The following is a 19,220-nucleotide window of genomic DNA, read 5'->3' on the forward strand; positions in this document are numbered from 1 at the left end:
CGAAAGGAGTCAATATGTCGAATAACTTGTCTCTTGCGATTACCGAATTCGGTGCGCCAGAGGTTCTCTCCCCAGTAAACCGTGCTATCCCCTCACCGTCGGAAGAGCAGGTGTTAATTCAGGTAAAAGCCGCGGGCGTGAACCCAATCGATGCTAAAACCCGTGCCGGACTGGGTTGGGCGGCGGAACATAACCAAGATAAGCTGCCTTGGGTACCCGGTTACGATGTGGCCGGTGTGGTGGTGGCAAACGGCACCAACGAAAGTAAGTTTGATGTGGGTGATCGCGTGGCAGGAATGATTGGTTTCCCGACCGAGGGAGGGGGATATAGCCAGTATGTGGCTGCCGACGCCGGACTGCTTTCCACGGTACCACCCAGTGTCCCAATGGTGGATGCTGCCGCGGTACCACTTGCCGGGCTCACGGCGTGGCAAGCGCTCGAGCATGTCAAACTCACCCGTGACGAAAAAATACTGATTTTGGCGGGGGCCGGGGGAGTGGGCCACCTTGCGGTACAATTAGCAGTAAGAACGGGGGCTCAGGTGTATGCGACAGCATCGCCGGGCAACCATGAATTTTTGCGCCAGCTGGATGCGAAACCGATAGACTATCACCAGGCACATTGGGCGACAGCGCAGGGCGAGTTTGATGTACTGATTGATTTGGTCGGTGGCGATACGGGCATTGAAGCACTTGCGAGCCTAAAAACCGGTGGACGTGTGGTCACTGTGCCGACCAATACACGTGATATGATCACCGCTGCTGCGGCCGAGCGAGGATTAAAAGCCACGGGGATGCTGGTTGAGCCCAACACCTGGCAAACTCAGCGCTTGCTTGACATGCTTGATCAAGGCGAGCTTCATATTGATATTGCCGCTGTCTACCCTCTAGAACAAGGGGCGCAAGCCCATAAAGCGCTCGAGTCTGGTCATACACGCGGTAAGCGAGTATTAGAAATGCCGTCGTCGTAACAACCATGGACGACTGGTCGGCGCTGGCGACACTGTTTGTCACCAGCTTTTTGAGTGCCACTTTGTTGCCAGGTGGCTCAGAAGCGAATTTGGTTTACTTATTAACTCAGCAACAGTTTGCTGATGGCGTAATTGTAGCTATTGCGACCGTCGGAAACACCCTTGGAGGCATGACCAACTACGCCATCGGCCGTTGGATTCCGGATTATCAGCCGCACCAACGCTGGCATCGTCGTGCGCACTTGGGACTACAACGTTATGGTTATGCGGCTTTATTATTGAGTTGGGTCCCCATCATTGGCGACCCTTTGTGCGTGGTCGCCGGTTGGCTACGTTTGCGTCAATCATGGTGTTGGGCGGTTATCTTTATTGCCAAAGCATCGCGTTACATGGTTATTGTTTGGTCATTTAATTGGGTCACTGGGTAGGAATCATCATATGCAACGCTTATTGTTCGTCGCTGTTCTCGTTTTATCCGTTCTGACAGGGTGTCAGCGACTGGAAACATCGCCTCCTGCAACGCCAAAGGGGGTGACCTGGATAAAAACAGTCTCGCCACCACCGGGCAGTGCCCAAGTGCCTTATCAACAGTTTACGCTCGATAACGGGCTGACTGTTTTGCTGCACCAAGACCACTCCGATCCCTTAGTCAGTGTCGACATGCGCTATCATGTTGGCTCTGCGCGTGAGGAGCCTGGCAAATCCGGCTTTGCGCACTTTTTCGAACATATGATGTTTGAAGGCTCAGAGCACGTTGACGATCATGGTAAGCGTATCAAAGAAGTCGGTGGCTATAACAATGGCTCGACCAACCGCGATACTACCCAGTATTATCAAACGGTGCCGGCTAATGAATTAGAACGTGTACTTTGGTTAGAATCCGATCGCATGGGTTTTCTGTTGGATGCCGTGTCGCAGCGTAAGTTTGAAGTGCAGCGTGATACGGTGAAAAACGAGCGAGCCTTTCGGATAGACAATGTTCCCTATGGCCGCGTTAACGAAACCATTAATCAAGCGCTATACCCCGAAGGTCATCCTTATTCATGGCCGGTGATTGGTTACGTGGAAGATTTAGACCGCGTTGATGTCGATGACCTCAAGCAATTCTTCTTACGTTGGTACGGTCCCAACAATGCCACCTTGACCATTGGTGGGGATATTGATGTACAACAAACCTTAGCGTGGGTGAAAAAGTACTTTGGTGACATCACGCAAGGGCCAACTATCCCCGCGGCAGACCCTCAGCCTGTCACACTGGAAGCCGATCGATTTGTCACTTTAGAAGATAAAGTGTCGCAGCCTGTTTTGATCATGAGCTTCCCCACCAGTACGCCTGAGACAGACACCAGTACGCGTCTGAGTGTCCTGGCCAATGTGTTGGGACAAGGGCGAGATAGTGTCCTTTACCAATCATTGGTGCAAACGGGAAAACTGCTTAGTGCAGGCGCATCGCATCAGTGCGGTGAGCTTGCATGCACCTTCGAGATCTATGGTGTCGGCAGTCAAGATCAGTCGTTAGCTGAGGTGCGCACGCTACTGCGCCAGAGCATGGCGACATTTGCGGCGCAAGGCGTTGACCAAGACGACATTAGCCAAATCAAAGCCATGGTAGAAGCGGATAACATTTTTGCCCTACAAAGCGTCGATGGCAAAGTAGAACAACTGGCCAGTGACTATACGTTACATGGCGACGCAAGCATACTGACACAACGCCTAGCCCGTTTGGATGCTGTAACGCCTCAAAAGGTGATGGACAGTTATCAACAGTGGGTAAGCAATCAACCTGCGGTTAACCTCAGTGTGGTGCCTGAAGGGCGTCAAGATTTGGTCGCTCATCCGGCAAACTTTGTCTATCAGCGCCCTGATTATCGCCACGTCGCTAGCCAAAATAATGCGGATACACTGGCGTTACGCAACACGCCTGAACGCTTTGACCGCAGCCTGATCCCGCCCCCGAATGGAAGCGTGACTGTCCATGTTCCTACTATTTATCGCGCGGAGCTCGACAATGGTATTCACCTGGCAGGCACCGTCAGTCGCGAGACCCCCACGGTGACCTTGCAACTTCGCTTGCCGGCAGGTGTGTTGATGGAGCCGAATGATAAGCGTGGTATCGCCGAGCTCACGGCTAGTATGATCACAGAAGGCGGCGCGGGAATGTCGGCCGCGGAATTAACCCAAGCGCTAGATAAGCTTGGCAGTCAGATGAGTGTTAATCCAGAGGCTTATCATACGACATTGACCGTGACATCCTTGAAAAAGCATCTGGGAGAGACGCTTCAATTAGTGAATAAGGTGATCAGTGCACCGACGTTTGCGGAGCAAGATTTTGAGCGGCTCAAAAAACAAGCATTAGAGGGAATGGCGTCACGCGCCGACGATGCGGGCTGGTTGGCAGATCAGGCTATCAGCCAATTGCTTTATCAAGATGCAACCTTCCGTGCCCCGCAAGGTGGTGTGGCAGAAGACGTTGCCGCACTCACCCTTGCCGACGTTAAACGCTTTTATCAACAGCATTATGTGTTGAAAGAAAGTCAGCTTGTCGTGGTGGGTGATTTGTCCCGTGAGCATGCGATCAATCTCGCTAACCGGATTCAACCTTGGCAACCGACTCCTGAGGGGCATGCTCAAGTAGCAAGGCCCGTGCCTCGAGACGAAAAAAGTCCACAAATTTGGTTAGTGGATAAACCACAAGCGCCACAAACCAGTATTCGTATGATACGTCATGGCATGCCTTACGACGCAACCGGCCCCATGTTTAAAACCCGCTTAGCTAACTTTAATCTCGGCGGAAACTTTAATGCCCGCATCAACCAAAACTTACGCCAAGATAAAGGTTACACCTACGGCGCCCACAGTGCTGTGTATGGTGGTCGTCAAACTGGGACCATTGAAGTCGGTGCCGATGTGCGTGCGGATGCCAGTGCCGAGGCCATTAAAGAGCTTTGGAAAGAAATGGCCCACGCGCACGAAAATGGATTTACTGAGCAAGAGCTTGCCTATTTACGTCAATCGAGCGGCCAGCAGGATGCACTCAATTATGAAACACCGTGGGAAAAAGCGGGCTTGATTGCGCACATTGAGGCGTTTAATTTGGATGACGACTATCGTAAAGCCCAAAAAGCCATGCTGTATTCACTGACACGCCAACAACTAAATGCCCAAGCATCGCGCTGGTTCGATCCTAACGACTACCAAATCATCGTGGTTGGCGATGCAGAGCGTTTGGAAGGGGATCTGCGTCAACTTGGCTTGCCAGTCAATAGGCTGGCGTTAGATTACCGTTAATACCGGTTGGATAAACTTACCCCGCTGCGTGATGGCTTTTGAGCAATAGCTTGTTTATATTGACCGCCACGCAGCATACAAATAAGAGATACATTTTGACTGATTTCACCCAGCGGTTAGCGCGTTTAGCGCAAAACCCAGACGCATTAAAGGGGATAGCCCGAGGGCTCGAGCGTGAAGCACTTCGTATTACACCGAATGGTCACTTAGCGCAAACTGCGCACCCAGACGCACTTGGCGCCGCATTGACGCATCGTTGGATTACCACCGATTTCGCCGAGTCGTTATTGGAATTTATTACCCCAGTCAACACCTCGGTGAAAGGGATGTTAGACGAGTTGCAGGATATTCATCGTTTTACCTATCAACAGATGGATGATGAACAGCTCTGGCCGATGTCAATGCCTTGTGTGGTCGCATCGGAAGACGATATTACTTTGGCGCAATATGGCAGCTCGAATATTGGTCGGATGAAAACGCTTTATCGGCAGGGACTCAAGCACCGTTATGGCAGTGTGATGCAAGTGATCTCGGGCGTGCATTTTAATATCTCACTCCCTGAGGCGTTTTGGCAGCACCTGTATCACTCAGAGACCGTTAGCCAAGCTGCGGTGACACAAGGCTATTTTGATTTGATCCGTAATTACTACCGCCATGGTTGGATGATCCCTTACCTGTTTGGTGCATCACCGGCTTTGTGTGGATCCTTTATCAAACATACTGACAGTCCGCTGGCGTTTGAGCATATGCCATCGGGAACCTGTTACTTGCCGTATGCAACGTCCCTGCGTTTGAGTGATTTAGGCTATACCAACAACGCCCAAGCCGACTTGAAAATAGGCTTTAATACATTAGAGCAATATTTAGAAGGATTACGTCGCGCTATTCGTACCCCTTCGCAGCAATTTGCACAGTTGGGGATTCGTGACGGTGAAACCTATCGACAACTCAATACCAATATGCTGCAAATTGAGAATGAGCTTTATGCTCCGATTCGACCAAAGCGTAATGCGGAAAGCGGCGAAAAGCCGACCGAAGCACTAAGCCGCGGCGGAGTAGAGTACATAGAAGTCCGCTCACTAGATGTGAATCCTTACAGCCCTATTGGCATTGAAGAAGATCAAGTGCATTTTCTCGATTTATTTGTGTCTTGGTGTGCGTTATCGCCCTCCGACCCCATGTCCGATCCGGAACTGAATTGCTGGCGGGATAACTGGAATAAAATTGTACTTGAAGGGCGAAAACCCGGCTTAACCTTAACCACAGGGTGCAATGGCGGTACCTTAACTCAGGCCGAGTGGGGACGTCAGGTGATGGCAGAGCTGAAACAATTAGCCAAAGTGATGGACCAGACCGTTGGTGATAGCCGCTATGAGCGCGTATGCGACAAAATGATTGCGTGTTTTGATAACCCCGAACTAACCTTATCAGGGCGTGTGCTGGCAGACGTGATTGCGCAAGGCGGAATTGGTGGTGTTGGCCTAAGCTTGGCGAGTGAGCACAAGAAGGCATTGGCTGATGTGCCGTATCAGGTTCACAGTGATGTCGACTTTCTCCGAGAAGCCGAAGACAGTATGGCACGTCAAAAAGCGGTAGAAGCCAGTGACACACAAAGCTTTGAGCAGTTTCTAAACGCTTATTTCAAAGATGTGCCGATGGCCGAAAGCTGGTAACTGGAATAATGGCGATGAGCAGGACGCGTATTCTCAACCGATTAGGGATAATCACCGCCATGATATTGTTACCCGGGTGTGCGACGCCGCCACCGGATAACCCCAGCAATGTCTGTGCGATTTTCGAGCAAAATCCTGACTGGTTTGAGGCGGCCGTCGAGATGGAAGACAGCTGGGGGACGCCTATTCAGGTCGCGATGGCATTTGTGAAGCAAGAAAGCGCGTTCGTTCACGATGCTTTGCCTCCACGTGACTATGTATTAGGCATTTTACCCTGGGGGCGAGTGAGCAGCGCATATGGTTATGCGCAAGCACAAGATCCCGCGTGGTCAGACTATCAAAAAGCCACAGACAATGGCGGCTCTCGCACCGACTTTGCCGATGCGTTACAGTTTATAGGCTGGTACACATCAGAAACGCATCGTCAGCTTGGGGTGTCGCAATGGGATGTTTACCGGCAATATTTAGCTTACCATGAAGGAAGAGGCGGATTTCAACGTGGCTCATTTGAGCGAAAACCTGGGCTCAAACGGGTGGCGCGTAAAGTCGAACAACAAGCAAAGGACTACGGTTGGCAGCTAAAAGGGTGCCGGCAACGACTAGAAGACAATCTGAGCTGGTGGCCATTTTAAGGCCGCAGTGATGAATGAAGGAGGAAAGATGCCACTACTAGATAGCTTCACGGTTGACCATACCCGCATGAATGCACCGGCGGTAAGGGTCGCAAAAACCATGCAAACGCCCAGCGGTGACACCATCACTGTGTTTGATTTGCGTTTTTGTCGTCCCAATGAACAGCACTTAACCGAAAAAGGGATCCATACCCTGGAGCACCTTTTCGCTGGCTTTATGCGCAATCATCTGAATAGTGACAAGGTGGAGATCATCGATATCTCGCCGATGGGCTGCCGCACCGGTTTTTATATGAGCTTGATTGGCGAGCCCCAAGAGTCGGAGGTTGCTAAAGCATGGGAGCTTGCGATGGAAGATGTCCTTATTGTTCCTTCGCAAGATAAAATTCCGGAGCTTAACGAATATCAATGTGGTACTTATGAGATGCATTCGTTGAATGAAGCCAAAGATATTGCTCGTGCAATCATAGATGCAGGTGTGACCGTCAACAAAAATGATGATCTATCGCTGCCCGAATCGATGTTGCAAACGTTGCGCGTCGATTAAAACGCGGCCAGTCATCCCTCTGCGGTAACACTGCCTTCTGTGTTACCGCCCCCTCCCGATTTGAGTGTTCTTTTCATTATTTTTGTCTCAATAGCTAGATAAACCCAAGAGAAGTGTAGGCGTCGTTGCAGCTTTTTTGCCTGTTCAAGCACGCTTCTGCATTTTGTCGCTGCGTATTCGCCTGGGTTTCGCTAAGCTGACAACTGAAATCGACCATCAAAAAAGGCTGTGAAACCCAAAGTGAGTTTACGCACAAGACATCATATTCGCCCCATCAGTATGTATCATTACCTGCTAGGTATCATGTTGTTGGTGACGGTGCCGAGTGCGCAAGCGTCGTTAAATGGCTATTGGTCATATGACGAGTTTCTTGCACGGTATCCTGAGCAAAAAGCGCTGACGGCAACACTCGATAAACAAGTGCAAGCCGATCCGGCGCCAATGCAACGTGCGTTGGCACCGATAAAAATTTCAGTGGTCGTGCCGGGTCAACAAATCTCTGATTATTGGCAGCGTAATGTGCGAGCGTTCGAACGTCGCTTACAAGCGCTTAATATTCCTTATCAGTTAAAAGAAGTCACAACACGACCGAACAACGACATACGAGAACAAAGTGCGTCTTTGTATGCGGCGCTGCGTGACGGTGCCGACTATCTTGTGTTTACCTTAAACAGTGTTCGTCACCGTAAGTTTATTAATCATGTGCTATCACAGAAAAAAACCAAGCTCATATTGCAAAATATCACCACACCGGTAAAAGCGTGGCAAGGTAATCAGCCTTTTCTCTACGTGGGCTTTGACCATCAGCGCGGCAGTCAGCTACTGGCTGATTATTATCAAACGCGTTATCCGAAAGGGGCAAATTACTCGGTGTTGTTTTTTTCTCAAGGTTATGTGAGTGATGCACGTGGGGACACTTTTATTGAAACCATGAGTCGCCATGGTGATAGTCAATTGGTCTCGGCTTATTACACCAAAGGTGACCAACATTCTGGTTATCAGGCAGCCAAAGCCATGTTAAACAATAATCCGCAACTCGACTTTATTTATGCTTGTGCGACGGATGTGGCGTTTGGAGCAATCAAAGCGCTTGAAGAGTTGGGAAGAGAGGAAGTTGGCGTGAACGGCTGGGGAGGTGGGTCCGCTGAACTGGATGCTGTCATGTCAGGACAATTAGACGCAACCGTGATGCGTATGAACGATGATACCGGGGTGGCGATGGCTGAAGCCATCAAACGCGACCTACAACAAAAAGCTGTGCCTGTTGTATATTCAGGTCGGTTTAACGTCGTCACTCAATATGATGATCCGGATCGAATAGAAAAACTTAAGCAACATGCATTTAGATACTCGGATTAGATCATGCCCACCCTTGGTTCACCTAAATTATCACTCTCGCAATTACTGACTCGCTTGATTGTGGTCTTCTTCTTATGTGTGACCGCGGGCGTTTACATACAAAGTTACCAGTTGACCTTAGCGGGGATTAATCAAGAGATTAGCCGTACTTTGGCACAAACTTCTCGTCTATTGCAAAACGTCTTTGATAGTCGCTTAACGGCACTGCAAATTCACCAAAATACCAATGCTGCAAGTATGACACTTCAGTCACTGGTCGCCAGTGAAGACAGTGACGCACTTGATGACTATTTTATCGAACAAGAGCAACAAGATGTTGCAAATACCCCTGACTTTCGTTTTATCGCTAAAGACGACCGTGTGTTATGGCATGATGGCAGTAGCTTGTTTCACGGTATTGATAATGAGGGGTTGGATCAGCTGCGTTTGCAATTACGAAGTATTAATCGTTGGGCCTTAACCACTGTCACCACGGATACAGAGCAAGGTTATTTACTGATGCGGAAAACGCCGATCGTTTTTCAATCAAACGGTAAACTCGGCGGATATTTGTATGTGGTCGTGATGCTGAATGGCAACTTTTCGTTTGTGAAAAGTTTGCAGCGTGCCAGTGACACTCAGGCGGTATGGCTATCGGCAGACAATGCAACCTTAGCATCTACTCTTAGTGGTAACGATGACATAGGCAAGGCGTTAACGTTGCCGAGCGAGGAGAGCAGTCAAGCGTTTCGGCACTATTTAGTGAGCCAATCCAAGCTTCGCATCGGCGGTGAGCCGACCAAAATTTCATTGTTATCGGCGCAACGTAATGACAATGTTGTCACATTACAGCGGCAAATGGGCATCAACTTATTACTCACTACCCTAATTATTATTATCGCTGCTTTTTGGGTCAATCGTTTTGTGAAAACCCGGGTTGCGGATTCGCTCGATAGGCTAATGCGATATAGTCAAGGGGCGCGATCACGTCAACGTACCTTGCCGTTTGCCGGATCCGATATTGAAGAGTTTAATCACATCGGCAAAACTCTAGAGTCGACTTTTCATGCGCTGCACGAGAAAGAGCGCTCCCTACAAGATTTATTTGATTACGCGCTATCACCGATTATTGTTTGGGACACGGACTTTGCTATCACCCGTATCAATCCAGCAGCCAAGTTAAAGCTGAACTATGACGAACAAATCCATGCCTCAAGCTGGTTGTATGATCAGTTTATGTATGCCATCTCTCCTCATCTAAAGCGCGCGGTTAATGGGACCATCCTCAAAGGGGTCAATATTGAGATTGACCGTCGCGTTTACCGATGGAATCTTGCACCTTTAATGGTTGATAACCAAGTCAAAGCGGTGATCGGCCAAGGTCAAGAAATTACATCTCTTATCGAAGCCGAGCAACAAAGCCAGCGAGCCAAAGAAGCAGCGGAAGCCTCCGCGCGCGCTAAATCAGAGTTCTTAGCCAAGATGAGCCATGAAATACGCACGCCGCTTAACGGCATTTTGGGGATCACGCAAATATTAAATGATAGAGCCGAGGATAAGGCACAAAAAGACCTACTTGGTAGTTTATACCAAAGTGGTGAGCACTTACTCACAGTACTCAATGATATCCTCGATTTGTCTAAGATTGAACAAGGTAAAATGACCATCGAGTATGGGGAGTTTTATCTCCAAGATATCATTCGCACGGTGGAGAATATTTACACACCGCTTTGTGAAAGCAAGTCTATCTTATTGAATATCGATGCACCGATTGCGGCTGATACCATGGTGCGCTCGGATCAGTCCCGCCTCACACAAATCTTATTCAACCTAATGAGTAATGCGATAAAATTTACTCATGCAGGGCAGGTTGGGCTGACGGTCACCCTAGCGCAACGTGAAGTAGAAAAAACAGACGAGAATGAAAATTCGTCAGATCAATCTACATTGCGTCAATCTACATTGCGTCTCGTAGTGAGTGATACCGGGATAGGAATGAACCAGCAGGCGCTTGAGTCTTTGTTCGATCCCTTTGTACAAGCGGATTCCAGTGTGACGCGGACTTATGGTGGTAGCGGCCTGGGCCTGTCGATTGTTAAAAGTCTATTAGACTTACTGGAAGGTGACATTGATGTGACCAGTGAGCCAGATAAAGGCAGCCGCTTTGTGGTCGAGGTGCCGCTCACCTTGGTGGACAATAAACCGGCCAAGGCGCCAGAAAACGTGCCTTTCGATCCTGTGTCGCTCGGCATCAAGCGCGTCTTATTGGTTGAGGATAATAAGATTAATGCTATGGTCGCCCAAGCATTTTGCCATAAATATCATATTGAGGTGGAGTGGGTGAAAGATGGAGAACAAGCATTAGCGCGCCTTCAGCAAGTGCAGTATGACTTGGTGTTGATGGATAACCATATGCCCAATCTTGGTGGCGTGGAAGCAACGCAGGCCATACGGCAAACGCTCGGGTTAAGTGTCCCCATCTACGCTTGCACGGCCGATGCGTATGGCAGCGTGCATGACGCTTTTTACCAAGCAGGCGCGGATTACATCATCGTCAAACCGATTAAAGAAGCCAGCTTTATCGAGGCGCTCCGCCACTTAAAACTCCGCCACTTAAAACATGGCGCACACGCTGACTCATGAGTGTGAGAGTTAACGTTGTGCGCTGCATGGTCTAAACACTAATATTGGCGTCGGGTTGGTCTGTAGGGAGGACTTTGACTTGCTTGATCATATTGTCGGCAACATCGACAATTTCAATATGGTGACCATCAATTTCAATGCTCAAGCGGCTTTTAGGGATATCCTCCAAGTGCTCGAGAATTAAACCATTGAGGGTACGGGGGCCGTCAGTGGGTAAGGTCCAGTTAAGACTCTTATTCAAATCGCGAATATTGGCGCTACCTTCAATCAAATAGCCACCATCGGTCAATGACGTAATCTCTTCGGCCAAGCTCGGTGATAAAGAGGTGGTAAACTCACCCACGATCTCTTCGAGAATGTCTTCTAACGTCACCAGGCCAATCATGTCGCCGTATTCGTCTACCACTAAGCCGATACGTTGCTTATTACGCTGAAATTTAAGCATTTGTACGTTCAGTGGCGTGCCTTCCGGAATAAAATAGACTTCATCGGCGGCGCGAAGCAGCGTCTCTTTATTAAATTCGTTTTTCTCAACCATCAGGCGATAGGCTTTGCGGACGCGCAGCATCCCAACCACCTCGTCGATGGTATCGCGATATAACACCATTCTTCCATGCGGGGCATGCGTGAATTGGCGCATGATGGACTTCCAGTCATCATTGATATTAATCCCAGTGATCTCATTGCGTGGCACCATGATGTCATCCACGGTCACCTCCTCAAGCTCTAGGATTGATAGCAACATATGCTGGTGACGACGAGGGATCAAGCTACCGGCTTCGTTGACAATGGTCCGCAGCTCTTCGGTGCTTAGATTATCCTTGCCGTCGGCTTTAGCGCCTATTCCTAACAAGCGCAAAAAACCATTGGTGATAAAGTTCACCAGGCTAACAAGCGGATAAAACACCTTCATTAGGATGGTGAGCAAATGGCTGCTAATAAACGATACGCGCTCTGGATAAAGAGCAGCCAGCGTTTTGGGCGTGACTTCGGCAAACACCAGGATCACCATCGTTAACACACCGGTTGCGATCGCAATCCCTGCGTCGCCATACAAACGTAACCCTAGGACGGTCGCGATTGAAGAGGCAAGAATATTTACCAGGTTATTACCGATCAGAATAAGCCCAATCAATCGGTCTGGCCGAGCAAGCAGTTTTTCGACCCGCTTAGCGCCACTGTGGCCTGATTTAGAGAGGTGGCGCAACCGGTACCGATTAAGTGCCATCATGCCTGTCTCAGACCCGGAAAAATAACCGGAAATGACGATAAGCAATACCAAAAGGGAAATTAATATTCCCGTCGATATGTCGTCCAACGAACTGTTCCTTACGTTTGTTTTAAAATCAGAGCGTGTGCTCGAGGGTTTACGCTAAATGCGCGTAATCAATAGCCTGCAATCAATATCTCACGAACAAACCGGCTACCAAAGTAGGCCAGAGTAAGGAGAAACGCGCCCACGATACTAAACCAGACCACCCGACGTCCACGCCAGCCGGACTGATAATGTCCCCAAAGGAGTACACCATAGACTCCCCAAGCGGCCATCGAGAGGAAGGCTTTGTGCGCTTTTCCTTGCGCGAACATGTCATCGACAAAGACAAAACCAGAGATTAGAGTGAGTGTTAATAATACTTGTCCGACTAAAATGATGTTGAAAAGCTGACGCTCCACCATCATTAAAGGAGGAACATTATGATTAATCACCTGGCGCTTTTTGTGTTTGAGCTGATAATCCAGCCAAGCCAATTGCAATGCGTACAGGGTAGCAATCATCAATGTTGAGTATGAAAACAGAGCCAGAGAAATGTGTAATAGCACCTCTGGGTGTGATTCAAGATGCGTAATAAAGGCACCGGGCAGCAGGGTCGCGCTCGCAAGGTTTAGTCCTGCAAAGGCATAAACCACCGGCAGCAAGAACCATAGCCGCAATCGGAAAATTAGCCCGGTCGTCATCATCGCAATGATAAAACTCACCAAAGAGGCGACGTTAAGCATGCTAAGATTCTGCCCGCTTCCTGATAAAATCAGATCTTTGAGCAGATAAGCATGTAACGCCAGCGCAGCCAGTGCGGTGAAAAAGACCGGCTTCGCACTAATTTGATTGTTGCTGGACAAGCCGGGGATGATCTGCAAAATGGCGGCCAGATAAAGCAGTGATGCCAACAAGGCTGTCAGAATTTCCATCGTCACCGATCAGTCAGTTAATCAATAAGAATGAAGGTGTGAGTATACCTTGCCTCAATCTCTGTCGCTATCGATACATGCAAGTGATGGGGGGATTGCGGTATAATCTCAGTAATTTCGCGACAGCGATTGCACCCAGATGAAAAATCATGGGCCAATAGGACGAGTGGGCGAGTAACGCATGTTTGAAAACTTATCAGAACGTTTATCCCGGACGCTCAAAAATGTGAGCGGCCGTGGGCGATTAACGGAAGACAATATCAAAGAAACCCTGCGCGAAGTGCGTATGGCGCTACTGGAAGCCGATGTCGCGCTCCCTGTGGTTCGTGATTTTGTTAAACGCGTCAAAGAACGCGCCGTTGGCATTGAAGTCTCTAAAAGCCTGACCCCAGGGCAAGAGTTTATCAAGATTGTTCAAGCTGAGCTTGAAGCGGTGATGGGCGACGCCAATGAAAAATTGGATCTTGCGGCGCAGCCGCCCGCAGTGATTTTGATGGCGGGCTTGCAAGGGGCGGGTAAAACCACCAGTGTGGGTAAGCTGGGTAAGATGCTTACCGAGCAAGAAAAGAAAAAAGTGTTAGTGGTGTCTGCCGATGTGTATCGCCCGGCGGCGATCAAACAGTTGGAGACCTTGGCTAGCGAAGTGGGGGTTGATTTTTTCCCGTCCAGCACTGACCAAAATCCAGTCGATATTGCTCAATCCGCGGTTGAGCACGGCAAGCTAAAATTTTATGACGTAGTGATCGTCGATACGGCGGGTCGTTTGCATGTCGATGACGCCATGATGGGCGAAATCAAAGACGTTCACCGCGCGATCAACCCCGTTGAAACCCTGTTCGTAGTAGACGCCATGACAGGCCAAGATGCGGCGAACACCGCCAAAGCCTTTAACGATGCATTGGCATTGACGGGTGTGGTTCTGACCAAGGTTGATGGTGACGCCCGAGGTGGTGCCGCACTGTCGGTGCGTCATATCACCGGTAAACCGATTAAGTTCTTGGGTGTGGGTGAAAAAACAGACGCACTTGAGCCTTTCCATCCTGACCGGGTGGCATCCCGTATCTTGGGGATGGGCGACATGCTGTCGCTTATCGAAGATCTCGAGCGTAATGTCGATCAAGACAAAGCCGAGAAAATGGCCAAGAAGTTCAAGCAGAAGAAAGGCTTCGACTTGGCCGATTTTCGTGATCAGCTTGAGCAGATGAAGGGCATGGGTGGCATGATGGGCATGATGGATAAGCTGCCTGGCATGTCCAATGTGCCTGATAACGTGAAAGATAACGTTGATGATAAAATGTTCTTGCAGATGGAAGCGATCATTAACTCGATGACACCGCGTGAGCGCCAGCGTCCAGAAATCATCAAAGGGTCACGCAAAAAGCGGATTGCCGCCGGTTCAGGCACCCAGGTGCAAGACGTCAACCGCTTGCTTAAGCAGTTCACCCAAATGCAGAAGATGATGAAGAAAATGCAAAAAGGTGGCATGCGCAATATGATGCGCCAAATGAAGGGCATGATGCCACCCGGTGGTGGCCCCGGCGGCCCTGGCGGATTCATGGGTTAATCCGATTCGATATTTTGCTTGTCAGCCCAGTGCTAGCAGGCTTGATAACTCGCTGTGAGGCTGGGGACAGCTGGTGGAAATTTGACTAAACCAGTTGCATTCACAGCAATAAAGAGTAAAATTCCCGAGCTTTATTTTGGCACGAGGCCCCGCATTGCTTACGCGAAACGGGGCCAATTTTATTAAGTAATGCAAATGAGGACGATATGGTAACCATTCGTTTGGCACGTCATGGCGCGAAAAAACGCCCATTTTATCAAATCGTTGTAGCTGACAGCCGCCAGGCGCGCGACGGTCGCTTCATCGAAAAAATTGGTTTCTTCAACCCTGTTGCTCAAGGCCAGGAAGAGAAACTACGCCTTGACCTGGATCGCGTAAACCACTGGGTTAGCGAAGGCGCAACGGTTTCTGACCGTGTTGCTAAGCTAGTCAAAGACGCAGCGCAAGCGGCGTAATTGATCAGTGTCAGGGTTAAAAGAAGAAATGAGTGAGCAAGAGACGATTGTCGTTGGCAAGCTAGGCTCGTCGTACGGCATACGAGGCTGGCTCAAGATTTTTTCTTACACTGAAGATGCTGAAAGCATTTTTGCCTACTCACCCTGGTTTATCCAGGTGCGCGGGCAGTGGCAACGTTTCGAGGTCGAAGACTGGAAACGCCACAATAAAGGGTATGTCGCCAAACTTACGGGGCTGGATCAGCGCGAAGACGCGCAGATGCTGACCAACGCTGAGATTGCAGTCAGTGCACAAGCGCTTCCTGCTTTATCAGATCAAGAGTTTTATTGGCGTGAGCTGTTTGGTATGGACGTGGTGAATGCAAAAGGCTATCACCTCGGCACTGTGACTGACATGCTTGAAACAGGCTCGAACGACGTGCTTGTCGTTAAAGCCAACCTGAAAGATGCTTTTGGTAAAAAGGAACGCTTAATTCCGTTCCTTGAAGAGCAGGTCATCAAGTCGATTGATCGCACTGCTCAACGGATCGAAGTTGACTGGGATCCTGGTTTTTAAACTCCAACAGTAAGCGAGCGGAAATATGTGGGTTGGCATTATCAGCCTGTTTCCAGAAATGTTCCGAGCGGTCACTGATTTTGGAGTCACGGGCCAAGCGGTAAAAAAAGGGTTGTTAAACGTCGAAACGTGGAATCCGCGTGATTTCACCCACGACAAACACCGTACGGTCGATGACCGACCTTACGGCGGTGGCCCGGGCATGTTAATGATGGTAGAGCCTTTGCGCGATGCGATTCATGCCGCTAAACAAGCCGCAGGCGATAAAGCGAAAGTGGTTTACCTCTCTCCGCAAGGGCGCAAGCTCGATCAAGCGGGGGTCGAGTCGCTGGCGAGCAATGATAAACTTATTTTGATTTGTGGCCGGTACGAAGGGGTAGACGAGCGCATTATTCAAACTCACGTTGACGAAGAATGGTCAGTGGGAGATTTTGTGCTTAGTGGGGGCGAGCTGCCCGCGATGACGTTAGTCGATGCTGTTGCTCGGTTTGTACCGGGTGTGCTAGGCGATATGGCGTCAGCAGAGGAAGATTCCTTTGCCAATGGGTTGTTAGACTGTCCACACTACACGCGTCCTGAAGTGTTAGATGGGTTGGTGGTACCAGAGGTGCTAAAATCCGGTAATCATAAGGACATTCGTCGCTGGCGATTAAAACAATCGCTAGGTCGCACTTGGTTACGACGACCAGAGCTCCTGGAAAACCTAGCTCTGACTGACGAACAGGAATCACTACTTGCCGAGTTCATCAAAGAACATCGTGCAAGTGCCGAATCAAATTGAGTTTCAGTTTATTCTAGGGTTATAAATAATGAGTAACATCATCAAGCAGCTCGAAGACGAGCAAATGAAAAAAGACCTGCCTGAGTTTCAAGCAGGTGACACTGTCCTGGTACAGCTTAAAGTAAAAGAAGGTAACCGTGAGCGTCTGCAGCCATATGAAGGTGTGGTTATCGCTAAGCGCAATCGTGGTCTACACTCTGCATTTACCGTACGTAAAATGTCTAGCGGTGAAGGTGTAGAGCGTACTTTCCAAGCCCATTCGCCAGTTATCGACAGCATTACTGTTAAACGTCGCGGTGCAGTACGTCGTGCCAAACTGTACTACCTGCGTGAGCGTTCTGGTAAGTCAGCTCGAATCAAAGAGCGTCTTAACAAGAAGTAATCGCCCCTATGGCGTTTATTGCTCAAAAGCCCGTCCTGTAGGACGGGCTTTTTTAATGGCCAATCGGCTCATTCACACCTCACCCTTCACCGCCCTCACCACTTAATCCTGTTTACAACCGTTTATCTGCACCGGCGACCACTCGCCGTTAAAGCGCGTGTATTCGACAACGCAATCGGCAAAATGGCATCTGTCCCCTACTAAAAGATTGGCAGCAGCGCTGCTAACGACACGGAGAGCAATTATGTCCTGGTTTTTACTTTGCGTAGTGACCTTGATTGTCGGCTACTTTACCTACGGCACTTTCATTACCAAAATTTTTGGGCCAAAACCGCAAAAAGCGACCCCGGCCATGAGCATGAACGATGGTGTGGACTTTGTGCCACTGTCAGATAAGAAAGTATATCTGATTCAACTGCTTAATATTGCAGGCCTCGGTCCGATTTTTGGCCCAATACTCGGTGCGTTATATGGCCCTGTTGCCATGCTATGGATTGTGTTTGGCTGCATTTTTGCCGGCGCCGTGCATGATTATTTCTCTGGTATGCTCAGTGTGCGTGCCAATGGCGCATCTGTCCCTTCTGTCGTGGGCGAGCATCTCAGTAACTTCGCTAAACATTTTATGAACTTCTTTGCGGTGTTACTCTTGATGCTGGTGGGCGTGGTGTTTGTGCTCGGTCCAGCCAAGTTGTTAGGTAGTCTGTCAGAAATGAGCGTGGCGCTGTGGGTGGGCATTATCTTTGCCTACTATGTATTGGCCACCGTGGTGCCGATAGACAAAATTATTGGCCGTTTTTATCCTATATTTGGCGCTTTGCTTGTCTTTATGTCGGTGGGCTTGATTATCGGCTTGGCCGTCAGCGATCACAGCTTCTACAGCCAAGGGCTCGATTTTGCCACCAACTTCCATCCGACCGATCTGCCACTATGGCCATTACTGTTTATCACCATCGCTTGTGGTGCGGTATCAGGCTTCCACGCCACCCAATCGCCATTAATGGCGCGTTGTATGCAGAATGAAAAGTCAGGCCGGTTTATCTTTTATGGCGCCATGATTGGTGAAGGTGTGATTGCGCTTATCTGGTGTAGTCTGGGCTTAAGCTTCTATGAATCGAGTGACGCGCTTAATCAAACGCTCGCTAACGGTGGCCCGGCAGCGGTGGTGCATGAGGTTTCCACCTCGCTACTTGGCACGGTCGGCGGCATTATGGCGGTATTAGGGGTGATTGTGTTGCCGATCACTTCTGGCGACACTGCTTTCCGTTCTGCGCGTCTGATTATCGCCGACTTTCTGAATATTCAGCAAAAGCCGATGGTGAAGCGCCTGATGATTGCGATCCCCATGTTTGTGGTCGGCTTTTTGATCACCAAAGCGGAGTTTGGCGTGATTTGGCGTTATTTCGGCTGGGCTAACCAAACTACCGCGATGATCATGTTGTGGGCTGCGGCGGCTTATCTGATTAAACGCGACAAATTTCACTGGGTATGCACCATTCCTGCGATGTTTATGACCGCGGTAACTGTCACTTATTTGGCCAATGCCGAAATCGGTTTTAGCTTACCGATGAATATCGCTACCATGATTGGTGTCGGGGCAACCGTTGCCGCTACGATTGGGTTCTTTATCGGTTATAAACCCAATTCGCAGTTAATCGCCAATGAAAAGCAGTTATAGGTAAGGCGTTATAGCTGATGGGTCTGCGCTCAGCTATATGACTGGTCTTCAAGCAATATTCAGTCAAATACGCTAAGATCTAAGCCTCAGTATTTACTGAGGCTTTTTTATGAGGGTAGGACAGGGTATGAAACAGACGTTTTTTTTATTATTCGCCGTTTTACTTTTGGCCGGGTGCGCTGCTTCTACCACCCAAGGCTTGGTTGACGATCAAAATTGGTATGGCTTGGGGGAGCAAGATGGTCAGCGTGGTTTGCCACAGCGATCCGTGAAAGATTTACAAACCCTGGCAAGTAAAGCGACTGGGCCGATGAATGCAAATTATCTCGACTACGAGCAAGGCTACATCCATGGTATTGATGATTACTGCGATCCTGCTCATGCCTATCAGCTTGGGCTAGACGGAAATCCGTATATGGGCGTGTGTGAAAGTCGGCCAGGATCTCAGCGTTTTAGAATGGAATGGCAGCGTGGTCATCACGATTCTCAAAGCCAATCCAATAGCCTATTTTATTGAGCACTGGCGTA

Annotated in this window: 17 protein-coding genes; 15 read left to right on the forward strand and 2 right to left on the reverse strand. The window is 49.3% G+C overall.

Translation table 11 applies throughout. The features are described 5' to 3' along the window. Nucleotides 1-14 precede the first annotated feature (14 nt). The 8 genes from BZG75_RS05895 to BZG75_RS05930 all read left to right on the forward strand — a co-directional run bounded on the left by BZG75_RS05895 (nt 15) and on the right by BZG75_RS05930 (nt 11,092). The gene (locus tag BZG75_RS05895) at nt 15-971 is read left to right on the forward strand and encodes an NADP-dependent oxidoreductase (protein WP_077576444.1); all 957 of its coding nucleotides are present in this window, start codon (nt 15-17) and stop codon (nt 969-971) included. 5 nt (nt 972-976) lie between these two features. Further along, nucleotides 977-1,399 carry a YqaA family protein gene (locus tag BZG75_RS05900; protein WP_021022072.1) on the forward strand — a complete coding sequence of 141 codons (423 nt, stop codon included), beginning with the start codon at nt 977-979 and terminating at the stop codon, nt 1,397-1,399. Nucleotides 1,400-1,409: 10 nt separating this feature from the next. Continuing rightward, nucleotides 1,410-4,259: a M16 family metallopeptidase gene (locus tag BZG75_RS05905; protein ID WP_077576445.1), complete on the forward strand. Its 2,850-nt coding sequence runs from the start codon at nt 1,410-1,412 to the stop codon at nt 4,257-4,259. Between the two features lie 95 nt (nt 4,260-4,354). Further along, nucleotides 4,355-5,932 carry a glutamate--cysteine ligase gene (gene gshA / locus BZG75_RS05910; protein ID WP_021022070.1) on the forward strand — a complete coding sequence of 526 codons (1,578 nt, stop codon included), beginning with the start codon at nt 4,355-4,357 and terminating at the stop codon, nt 5,930-5,932. Between the two features lie 14 nt (nt 5,933-5,946). Continuing rightward, nucleotides 5,947-6,564 (forward strand): transglycosylase SLT domain-containing protein, encoded by a 618-nt coding sequence (locus tag BZG75_RS05915; protein ID WP_077576460.1) that lies wholly within the window; start codon nt 5,947-5,949, stop codon nt 6,562-6,564. A 28-nt stretch (nt 6,565-6,592) separates the two neighbouring features. Next, complete coding sequence (luxS, locus tag BZG75_RS05920) at nt 6,593-7,111, forward strand: S-ribosylhomocysteine lyase (RefSeq protein ID WP_021022068.1); 519 nt, start codon at nt 6,593-6,595, stop codon at nt 7,109-7,111. Nucleotides 7,112-7,390: 279 nt separating this feature from the next. After that, nucleotides 7,391-8,470: a substrate-binding domain-containing protein gene (locus tag BZG75_RS05925; protein ID WP_077459769.1), complete on the forward strand. Its 1,080-nt coding sequence runs from the start codon at nt 7,391-7,393 to the stop codon at nt 8,468-8,470. A 3-nt stretch (nt 8,471-8,473) separates the two neighbouring features. Then, on the forward strand, nt 8,474-11,092 hold the full coding sequence (locus BZG75_RS05930) for a LuxQ periplasmic sensor domain-containing protein (RefSeq protein WP_077576446.1): 2,619 nt from the start codon (nt 8,474-8,476) through the stop codon (nt 11,090-11,092). 31 nt (nt 11,093-11,123) lie between these two features. Here BZG75_RS05930 and BZG75_RS05935 read toward each other — a convergent pair whose 3' ends face one another. Then, nucleotides 11,124-12,410, reverse strand: a complete 1,287-nt coding sequence (locus tag BZG75_RS05935) for an HlyC/CorC family transporter (protein WP_077459767.1) — start codon at nt 12,408-12,410, stop codon at nt 11,124-11,126. A 68-nt stretch (nt 12,411-12,478) separates the two neighbouring features. After that, complete coding sequence (locus tag BZG75_RS05940) at nt 12,479-13,279, reverse strand: cytochrome C assembly family protein (RefSeq protein ID WP_021022064.1); 801 nt, start codon at nt 13,277-13,279, stop codon at nt 12,479-12,481. Between the two features lie 181 nt (nt 13,280-13,460). On the opposite strand from BZG75_RS05940, the gene ffh reads away from it, so the two are divergent. From ffh to BZG75_RS05975, 7 genes are all read left to right on the forward strand, one after another. Continuing rightward, the gene (ffh, locus tag BZG75_RS05945) at nt 13,461-14,843 is read left to right on the forward strand and encodes a signal recognition particle protein (protein ID WP_077459766.1); all 1,383 of its coding nucleotides are present in this window, start codon (nt 13,461-13,463) and stop codon (nt 14,841-14,843) included. Between the two features lie 206 nt (nt 14,844-15,049). After that, entirely contained in the window at nt 15,050-15,298 is a 249-nt protein-coding gene (rpsP, locus tag BZG75_RS05950) for a 30S ribosomal protein S16 (protein ID WP_021022062.1), read from the forward strand. A 28-nt stretch (nt 15,299-15,326) separates the two neighbouring features. Beyond that, on the forward strand, nt 15,327-15,854 hold the full coding sequence (gene rimM / locus BZG75_RS05955; RefSeq protein WP_021022061.1) for a ribosome maturation factor RimM: 528 nt from the start codon (nt 15,327-15,329) through the stop codon (nt 15,852-15,854). A 25-nt stretch (nt 15,855-15,879) separates the two neighbouring features. Next, the gene (gene trmD, locus BZG75_RS05960) at nt 15,880-16,635 is read left to right on the forward strand and encodes a tRNA (guanosine(37)-N1)-methyltransferase TrmD (RefSeq protein WP_077576447.1); all 756 of its coding nucleotides are present in this window, start codon (nt 15,880-15,882) and stop codon (nt 16,633-16,635) included. 28 nt (nt 16,636-16,663) lie between these two features. Then, nucleotides 16,664-17,017, forward strand: coding sequence for a 50S ribosomal protein L19 (gene rplS / locus BZG75_RS05965; protein ID WP_021022059.1), 354 nt, complete (start codon nt 16,664-16,666; stop codon nt 17,015-17,017). Nucleotides 17,018-17,261: 244 nt separating this feature from the next. Then, nucleotides 17,262-18,692 (forward strand): carbon starvation CstA family protein, encoded by a 1,431-nt coding sequence (locus BZG75_RS05970; protein WP_077576448.1) that lies wholly within the window; start codon nt 17,262-17,264, stop codon nt 18,690-18,692. Nucleotides 18,693-18,819: 127 nt separating this feature from the next. After that, nucleotides 18,820-19,209 carry a DUF2799 domain-containing protein gene (locus BZG75_RS05975; protein ID WP_077576449.1) on the forward strand — a complete coding sequence of 130 codons (390 nt, stop codon included), beginning with the start codon at nt 18,820-18,822 and terminating at the stop codon, nt 19,207-19,209. Nucleotides 19,210-19,220 lie beyond the last annotated feature (11 nt).

This window comes from Salinivibrio sp. AR640 (genome assembly GCF_001995405.1).
In the GTDB taxonomy this organism is placed as follows: Bacteria; Pseudomonadota; Gammaproteobacteria; order Enterobacterales; family Vibrionaceae; genus Salinivibrio; species Salinivibrio costicola.